Annotated in this window: 8 protein-coding genes; 2 read left to right on the top strand and 6 right to left on the bottom strand. The window is 68.5% G+C overall.

Annotation, left to right across the window (positions count from 1 at the left end):
• Nucleotides 1-316 precede the first annotated feature (316 nt).
• From ACWGIG_RS34560 to thyX, 3 genes are all read right to left on the bottom strand, one after another.
• Entirely contained in the window at nt 317-2,002 is a 1,686-nt protein-coding gene (locus tag ACWGIG_RS34560; RefSeq protein ID WP_362416681.1) for a ribonuclease J, read from the bottom strand.
• Nucleotides 2,003-2,135: 133 nt separating this feature from the next.
• Nucleotides 2,136-3,035: a 4-hydroxy-tetrahydrodipicolinate synthase gene (dapA, locus tag ACWGIG_RS34555; RefSeq protein WP_453325654.1), complete on the bottom strand. Its 900-nt coding sequence runs from the start codon at nt 3,033-3,035 to the stop codon at nt 2,136-2,138.
• Between the two features lie 198 nt (nt 3,036-3,233).
• Nucleotides 3,234-3,986, bottom strand: coding sequence for an FAD-dependent thymidylate synthase (thyX, locus tag ACWGIG_RS34550; RefSeq protein ID WP_453325653.1), 753 nt, complete (start codon nt 3,984-3,986; stop codon nt 3,234-3,236).
• Between the two features lie 210 nt (nt 3,987-4,196).
• On the opposite strand from thyX, the gene ACWGIG_RS34545 reads away from it, so the two are divergent.
• On the top strand, nt 4,197-4,436 hold the full coding sequence (locus tag ACWGIG_RS34545) for a hypothetical protein (RefSeq protein WP_453325652.1): 240 nt from the start codon (nt 4,197-4,199) through the stop codon (nt 4,434-4,436).
• A 131-nt stretch (nt 4,437-4,567) separates the two neighbouring features.
• Nucleotides 4,568-5,119 carry a hypothetical protein gene (locus ACWGIG_RS34540; protein ID WP_453325651.1) on the top strand — a complete coding sequence of 184 codons (552 nt, stop codon included), beginning with the start codon at nt 4,568-4,570 and terminating at the stop codon, nt 5,117-5,119.
• Between the two features lie 147 nt (nt 5,120-5,266).
• Here ACWGIG_RS34540 and ACWGIG_RS34535 read toward each other — a convergent pair whose 3' ends face one another.
• The 3 genes from ACWGIG_RS34535 to ACWGIG_RS34525 all read right to left on the bottom strand — a co-directional run.
• Nucleotides 5,267-5,719 (bottom strand): hypothetical protein, encoded by a 453-nt coding sequence (locus ACWGIG_RS34535; RefSeq protein WP_453325650.1) that lies wholly within the window; start codon nt 5,717-5,719, stop codon nt 5,267-5,269.
• A gap of 29 nt (nt 5,720-5,748) precedes the next feature.
• The gene (dapB, locus tag ACWGIG_RS34530; RefSeq protein ID WP_453325649.1) at nt 5,749-6,501 is read right to left on the bottom strand and encodes a 4-hydroxy-tetrahydrodipicolinate reductase; all 753 of its coding nucleotides are present in this window, start codon (nt 6,499-6,501) and stop codon (nt 5,749-5,751) included.
• A 24-nt stretch (nt 6,502-6,525) separates the two neighbouring features.
• On the bottom strand, nt 6,526-7,869 hold a 1,344-nt coding region (locus tag ACWGIG_RS34525; protein ID WP_453325648.1), incomplete at its 5' end, for a M16 family metallopeptidase.

The raw sequence follows: 7,869 nt of genomic DNA, 5'->3' as shown, positions 1-7,869 counted from the left end.
TCACCCTCGCGGGCTTTCCTCCGGACGTTTTCGTTCAGTTTGTTTCTGTTGTGTTCTTGCGTTTCCGACTCTATCAGACCGTTTCCGTTCCGATTTCCTCGGCGCTTTCCAGGTTCTTCGCTTTCGCGTTTTCCCTTTCCGGCGGTTCCGACTTTACCAGAAGTTCTGAGTCGGAATTTCCACCCCCTCGTGGGTTGGACAGGCACGCGGACGTGCGCTGCTTCCCGGTGAGGTGGAGCCGTAAACCTACTGGAGCGGAGCGCCCCGACGCAAATCGAGGTGCCCCGCTCCAGGAGATGAGGTAGTGAAACCTCGGTCAGACCTCTACGACGACCGGGAGGATCATCGGCCGGCGGCGGTAGGTGTCGGACACCCACTTGCCCACCGAGCGGCGGATGAGCTGCTGGATCTGGTGCGCTTCCATCACTCCGTCGGCCGCCGAGCGCATGAGGGCTTCCTCGATCTTCGGCGTGACGGCGTTGAACGCGGCGTCGTCGATGCCGGACCCGCGGGCGTGGAACGTCGGGCCTCCGACGATCTTGCCCGTGGAGCTGTCGACCACGACGAAGACCGAGATGAAGCCCTCGTCTCCGAGGATGCGGCGGTCCTTGAGGTGCGTCTCGGTGACGTCGCCGACCGAGAGGCCGTCGACGTACACGTAGCCGGCCTGGACCTTGCCGACGATCTTGGCGCGGCCGTCGATCAGGTCGACGACGACGCCGTCCTCGGCGATGACGATGTGGTCCTTGCGGACGCCGGTGAGGGCGCCCAGCTCGGCGTTGGCGCGCAGGTGGCGCCATTCGCCGTGGACCGGCATCAGGTTCTTCGGCTTGCAGATGTTGTAGAAGTACAGCAGCTCGCCGGCCGAGGCGTGGCCCGAGACGTGGACCTTGGCGTTGCCCTTGTGGACGACGTTGGCGCCCCAGCGGGTCAGGCCGTTGATCACGCGGTAGACCGCGTTCTCGTTGCCGGGGATGAGCGAGGACGCCAGGATCACGGTGTCGCCGGGGACGATGCGGATCTGGTGGTCGCGGTTGGCCATCCGGGAGAGGGCGGCCATCGGCTCGCCCTGCGAGCCGGTGCAGACCAGCACGACTTCCTCGTCGGGGAGGTCGTCGAGGGTCTTCACGTCGACGACCAGGCCGCCGGGGACCTTCAGATAGCCGAGGTCGCGGGCGATGCCCATGTTGCGGACCATCGAGCGGCCGACGAAGGCGACGCGGCGGCCGTACTCGTGGGCGGCGTCCAGGATCTGCTGGATGCGGTGCACGTGGCTGGCGAAGCTCGCGACGATGATGCGCTTCTCGGCGCTCGCGAAGACGTTCCGCAGCACGTTGGAGATGTCGCGCTCGGGCGGGACGAAGCCCGGGACCTCGGCGTTCGTGGAGTCCGAGAGAAGAAGGTCGATGCCTTCTTCGCTCAGGCGCGCGAACGCGTGCAGGTCGGTGAGGCGGCCGTCCAGCGGGAGCTGGTCCATCTTGAAGTCGCCGGTGCAGACGACCATGCCCGCGGGGGTGCGGATGGCGACGGCCAGCGCGTCCGGGATGGAGTGGTTGACCGCGACGAACTCGCACTCGAAGGGGCCGAGGCGCTCGCGGTCGCCCTCGACGACCTCAAGGGTGTACGGGCGGATCCGGTGCTCCTGGAGCTTCGCCTCGATCAGGGCGAGGGTCAGCTTGGAGCCGATCAGCGGGATGTCGGGCTTGAGGCGGAGGAGGTACGGGACCCCTCCGATGTGGTCCTCGTGACCGTGGGTGAGGACGATGCCCTCGATGTCGTCGAGGCGGTCCTTGATGGACGTGAAGTCCGGCAGGATCAGGTCGATGCCGGGCTGCTCCTCCTCCGGGAAGAGGACGCCGCAGTCGACGATGAGCAGACGGCCGTCGAACTCGAAGACCGTCATGTTGCGGCCGATCTCGCCGAGACCGCCCAGCGGGGTGACGCGCAGGCCGCCCTTGGCGAGCTTCGGCGGGGCGCCCAGTTCGGGATGCGGATGACTCAAAAGACTCTCCTCACCACACACGCCACGGACCTCGGGGATCGTGGCGTGCATGTCGTGTCGTGCACATGTTGTGTCTGTGTGGGGTGGTGCTCGGACTTGCTCTGTGGTGCTTGTTCAGTTGTGAAGTCTGTGTTCAGAGCTGTACCCCGCCGGCGGCGAGATCGATCTTGAGCTGGTGGGTCTCGTCGGCCGAGAGCTCGACGAGCGGCAGGCGCAGCGGGCCTGCGGGCAGTCCCTGCAGGGCGAGGGCGGCCTTCGTGGTGATGACGCCCTGGGTGCGGAACATGCCGGTGAAGACCGGGAGCAGCTTCTGGTGGAGCTCGGTCGCCTTCTGGACGTCGCCGCCGAGGTGGGCTTCCAGGAGGGCGCGCAGTTCCGGGGTGACCACGTGGCCGACGACGGAGACGAAGCCGCAGGCGCCGACCGACAGGAGGGGCAGGTTGAGCATGTCGTCGCCGGAGTACCAGGCGAGGCCGGAGCGGGCGATCGCCCAGCTGGCGCGGCCCAGGTCGCCCTTGGCGTCCTTGTTGGCGACGATCCGGGGGTGCTCGGCGAGGCGGACGAGCGTCTCGGTGTTGATCGGGACGCCGCTGCGGCCGGGGATGTCGTACAGCATCACCGGGAGTTCGGTGGCGTCGGCGATCGCGGTGAAGTGCCGGAACAGGCCCTCCTGCGGGGGCTTGTTGTAGTACGGCGTCACCGCGAGGAGGCCGTGGGCGCCGGTCTGCTCGGCGGCGCGGGCCAGCTCAAGGCTGTGGCGGGTGTCGTTGGTGCCGACTCCTGCGACGACGTGGGCGCGGTCGCCGACTGCTTCCAGCACCGCCCGTACCAGGTCGTTTTTCTCCGCGTCGCTGGTGGTCGGGGACTCGCCGGTGGTGCCGTTGACGACAAGACCGTCGTTGCCTGCGTCCACCAGATGGGTGGCGAGCCGCTGTGCGCCGTCGAGATCGAGTGCGCCGTCCGCCGTGAAGGGCGTGACCATGGCGGTGAGGACCCGCCCGAAGGGGGTCTGCGGAGTGGAGATCGGAGCCATGGGTAACACGCTACTCGCTGCTCAGCGCGGGGTGTCCCCTCGGGGGGACCGGTGAGAGGGGGGAAAGGGGACACCGGCACTGCCTGCTCGGGGGTTCAAGCAGTGCCGGGTCCGTTTGATCAGCCTAGATGAACTTCTCGAAACGTCGCAATACGGACACCTCGTGCGGCCCATCCGTACATCTGTGCCCGCAGTCCGTCACGGAGCGACGCGGCCGTTCTTGTTGAAGGCCGCGTGGGTCAGCGGCATGAGCTGTGCCCAGTGGGTCTCCATCTGCTCGCCGACCATCTCGATCTCGCGCTGCGGGAAGGAGGGGACCTTGGCGAGCTCGTGCTGGGTGCGCAGGCCGAGGAAGTGCATCAGCGAGCGCGCGTTGCAGGTGGCGTACATCGAGGAGTACAGGCCGACCGGGAGGGTGGCGCGGGCGACCTCGCGGGCGACGCCGGCGGCCAGCATCTCCTGGTAGGCCTCGTAGGACTGGCGGTAGGAGTCCTCCATGACGCGGGAGGTGAGCTCCTGCTGGGCCTCGGTGCCCTCGACGAAGACGTACTTGCCGGGGCGGCCCTCCTGGACGAGCTTGCGCTCGGCGCCGGGGACGTAGAAGACCGGGTCGAGCTGACGGTAGCGGCCCGATTCCTCGTTGTACGACCAGCCGACGCGGTGCCGCATGAACTCGCGGAACACGAAGATCGGCGCGCTGATGAAGAAGGTCATCGAGTTGTGCTCGAAGGGGCTGCCGTGCCGGTCGCGCATCAGGTAGTTGATGAGGCCCTTGGAGCGCTCGGGGTCCTTGGTGAGCTCCTCCAGGGACTGCTCGCCGACCGTCGAGACGCGGGCGGCCCACAGGACGTCCGAGTCCTGTGCGGCGTGCTTGACCAGCTCGACAGTGACTTCACTGCGGAAGCTGGGCTTCTGGGTCTCTTCGGGGGTGCTGTCCGGGGTAACGGTCACCGGCGGGTCCTTCCATCTGCGTCGCTCTGGGCGGCGTCCACTCTACGGGCCGCAAGGGGCTCGGAAGGCCGGACGGACCGTCAGGACATTCTTTGAGCAATTCGGGGAAATCGGGCACCAAGTGACAGGCTTGTGCGTCTGTCTCTGTAGAGATGCTTGTGCAAGGCATCACAGACACATTGGTTTTGATGATCAAGAGGAGCGACACTCATGTTTCGCCGGCGAGAAGCCGTCCCGTTCGCCTTCGTGGCCGAGGCCGACCGCTTCCGCAGTAATGTCACCCCGCCCCCTCCTGAACGCCCGAGCACGGCCCAGGTCTTTCACCGGTCGCTGGTCGGCCTGACCGTGGTCGCCGGGCTGGTCGGTTCACTGCTCTTCGGGCTTCCTGCGCTCGATCCGGGGCATGCGCCGGGCAAGGCCCAGCAGTCCGAGGCCGCCCGAGGGCGCTGATCCCGCCCACCCCGCGGACCTCACCGCCCCTCAGGACTCTTCCGGACCCCCTGAGGTGGCCCGGCGGGAGCCCGCTGGGTAGCCTCACCGGGCACAGCCCAATCGAGCGTGCTTGTGAGTGAGGACCAGTCGTGCCCCTGCCATTCCTGACGGCCGACCGCGCTTTTGAAGCAGGCGCGGACGACATTGCGCTGCCGTACGACGACCACGACCAGTGGCGGCGACCGTACCGGCCCGGCCCCTACCGGGTCGGGGCGGCGGCGTTGCTGCTGTTGCTGGCGTCCTTCATCCTGCTGTCGGCGATGATCATCGCGTTCGCCTCCGAGGTGGGCGGTGCGTTGATCGTGTTCGGCGTCGGAGCGGTCGCCATCGCCTGTGCCCTGCGGATGCTGCGTCTCGGCGTGTGGGTCAGCCGGGCGGGGCTGCGTCGGGTGGGGTTCTTCAGCACCGTGACGGTGCCGTGGAGCCAGACTTCGAACGTGCGGACCGTGCAGCAGCCGGTGCGCTGGCTCGGGCTGCCCCGGACCGTACAGGGCCAGGCACTGGTCATGGAGCGTCACAACGGGGCGCAGTTGCCGCCGTTGCTCACCGACCACAGTGCGGACTTCCTGTCGCGGGTCGAGGCGTTCGACCGGGCGGCGGACACGATTGAGGTGTGGGGCGACGAGTACCGGCTGTCGTAGCGCGGTGCGCGGGCAGCGCGAGCAAGGGGCGACCTCCATGGAGGTCGCCCCTTACTCATGTGCTCACGTGCGGGTCGGTGGGGGCTGGTCGCGCCCGCGCGGCGGAGCCGCAAATCCAGCACGGCCCCGCGCCCCTGAAGGGCGCTTCTAAAGAGGCGCGGGCTTGCCGTCGTGGAGGGCTATGGCGCGCTGCATCGCCTTGCGGGCGCGGGGGGTGTCGCGGGCGTCCTGGTAGGCGATGGCGAGGCGGAACCAGGAGCGCCAGTCGTCCGGGGCGTCCTCGGTCTCCTCGCGGCGCCTGGCGAACACCTCGTCGGCGGAGTCGCGGTCGATGCGGCCGGCCGGGGTGCGCCTCAACTCGTCGACGGGGAGGGCCCCTTCGGCTTCGAGCTCGGCGGCGAGCTTGTTGGCCCTGCGGACGAACTCGGTGTTCTTCCAGAGGAACCAGGCGCCGATGAGCGGGATGATCAGCGCGGCGATACCGAAGCCGATGCCGAGCGGGGTGCCCAGTCTCATCATGGCGACGGCACGGCCACCGACCAGGACGAAGAAGACGACCAGGACGGCTGCCGTGATGAAGTAGGTGATCTTTGCGCGCATGGCTGTTCGTGCCCCGCCGGTGGAAATCGTCAGTTCAGGTCGAGGAAGTTTTCCAGGCCGAAGGTGAGGCCTGGAGTACTGACCACGCGGCGGGCGCCGAGCAGGATGCCCGGCATGAAGCTGCTGTGGTGGAGGGAGTCGTGGCGCAGGGTCAGCGTCTCGCCCTCGGTGCCGAGGAGGACTTCCTGGTGGGCCAGGAGGCCGCGCAGGCGGACCGAGTGGACGGGGATGCCGTCGACGTCCGCGCCGCGGGCACCGTCCAGGGCGGTGGCCGTGGCGTCCGGCATGGGGGCGCTGCCTGCCTCGGCGCGGGCCGCCGCGATGAGCTGGGCGGTGCGGGCGGCCGTGCCCGAGGGGGCGTCGGCCTTGTTCGGGTGGTGCAGCTCGATGACCTCGACCGATTCGAAGTACGGCGCGGCGATCTGCGCGAACTTCATGGTCAGGACGGCCCCGATGGAGAAGTTCGGGGCGATCAGGACGCCGGTCGAGGGGGATGCGTCGAGCCAGGAGTTCAGCTGCGCGAGGCGGTCGTCGCTCCAGCCGGTGGTGCCGACGACGGCGTGCATTCCGTGGCGTACACAGAATTCGAGGTTGGCCATCACCGAGTCGGGGGTGGTCAGTTCGACGACGACCTGGGCGCCGGACTCCGTGAGGGTGTCCAGCTTGTCGCCCCGGCCGAGGGCGGCGACGAGTTCCAGGTCTTCGGCGGCTTCCACGGCCCGTACGGCCTCGGAGCCGATCCGGCCCTTGGCACCGAGGACCGCCACGCGCAGCTTGCTCATGAGTACTGGCTTCCTTAGGGGGAGTTACGAGACCGCTTCTTCGAGGCGGGCGGCCTGCTTGTCCTTGAGCGGGCCGATCACCGAGAGGGAGGGCCGCTGTCCCAGGATGTCGCGGGCGACTTCCCGTACCTCGTCCGGGGTGACCTCGGAGATGCGGGTGAGCATGTCGGTGACCGACATGTGCTCGCCCCAGGCCAGCTCGCTCTTGCCGATGCGGTTCATCAGTGCGCCGGTGTCTTCGAGTCCGAGGACCGTGGAGCCGGAGAGCTGGCCGACCGCGCGGCGGATCTCGTCGTCGGTGAGGCCGTCGGCCGCCACCTTGTCGAGTTCGTCGCGGCAGATCTTCAGGACGTCGTGCACCTGGCTCGGGCGGCAGCCCGCGTACACGCCGAACAGACCGCAGTCGGCGAAGCCCGAGGTGTACGAATACACGCTGTAGGCCAGGCCGCGCTTCTCGCGGACCTCCTGGAAGAGCCGGGAGGACATGCCGCCGCCGAGGGCGGTGTTGAGCACGCCGAGTGCCCAGCGGCGCTCGTCGTTGCGGGCCAGGCCCGGCATGCCGAGGACGACGTGCGCCTGCTCGGTCTTGCGGTTCAGGAGCTCGACGCGGCCGGAGGTGCGCAGCGTACGGGAGCCCGCGCGCGGGGCGACCGGGGCGGCGTCCGGGTTTCCGAGGGCGCCCGCCTGCTCGAAGGCCCTGCGGACCTGGCGCACGACCTTGGCGTGGTCGACGTTGCCCGCGGCTGCGACCACCAGGTGGGTGGGGTCGTAGTGCTTCTTGTAGAAGCGGCGGATGCGGTCCGCGTTGAGCGCGTTGATCGTGTCGACGGTGCCGAGGACCGGGCGGCCGAGGGGGGTGTCGCCGAGCATGGTGTGCGCGAACAGGTCGTGCACGCAGTCGCCCGGGTCGTCCTCGGTCATCGCGATCTCTTCGAGGATGACGCCGCGCTCGGCGTCCACGTCCTCCTGGCGGATCAGCGAGCCGGTCAGCATGTCGCAGACCGTGTCGATCGCCAGGGGGAGGTCGGTGTCGAGGACCCGCGCGTAGTAGCAGGTGTACTCCTTCGCCGTGAAGGCGTTCATCTCGCCGCCGACCGCGTCGATCGCGGAGGAGATGTCGAGGGCGCTGCGCTTGGTGGTGCCCTTGAAGAGGAGGTGTTCGAGGTAGTGCGTCGCGCCGTTCAGGGCGGGGGTCTCGTCGCGCGAGCCGACGTTCACCCAGATCCCGAAGGTGGCGGAGCGTACGGAGGGGAGGGTTTCGGTGACGATGCGCAGGCCGCCGGGGAGGGTGGTCCTGCGGACCGTACCGATGCCGTTCTCGCCCTTGAGAAGCGTTTGGGTACGGGCGACGGCCCGCCCCTCCGAGGA

Source organism: Streptomyces sp. NPDC054863 (assembly GCF_053610825.1).
Note: the sequence above shows the minus strand (reverse complement) of the source record. Positions and strands in the feature narration are given on the sequence as shown.

Coding starts and splice junctions, on each gene's coding strand:
- ACWGIG_RS34535 (WP_453325650.1), bottom strand. CDS start 5,719: ATGCGCGCAAAGATCACCTACTTCATCACGGCAGCCGTCCTGGTCGTC.
- dapA (WP_453325654.1), bottom strand. CDS start 3,035: ATGGCTCCGATCTCCACTCCGCAGACCCCCTTCGGGCGGGTCCTCACC.
- ACWGIG_RS34545 (WP_453325652.1), top strand. CDS start 4,197: ATGTTTCGCCGGCGAGAAGCCGTCCCGTTCGCCTTCGTGGCCGAGGCC.
- dapB (WP_453325649.1), bottom strand. CDS start 6,501: ATGAGCAAGCTGCGCGTGGCGGTCCTCGGTGCCAAGGGCCGGATCGGC.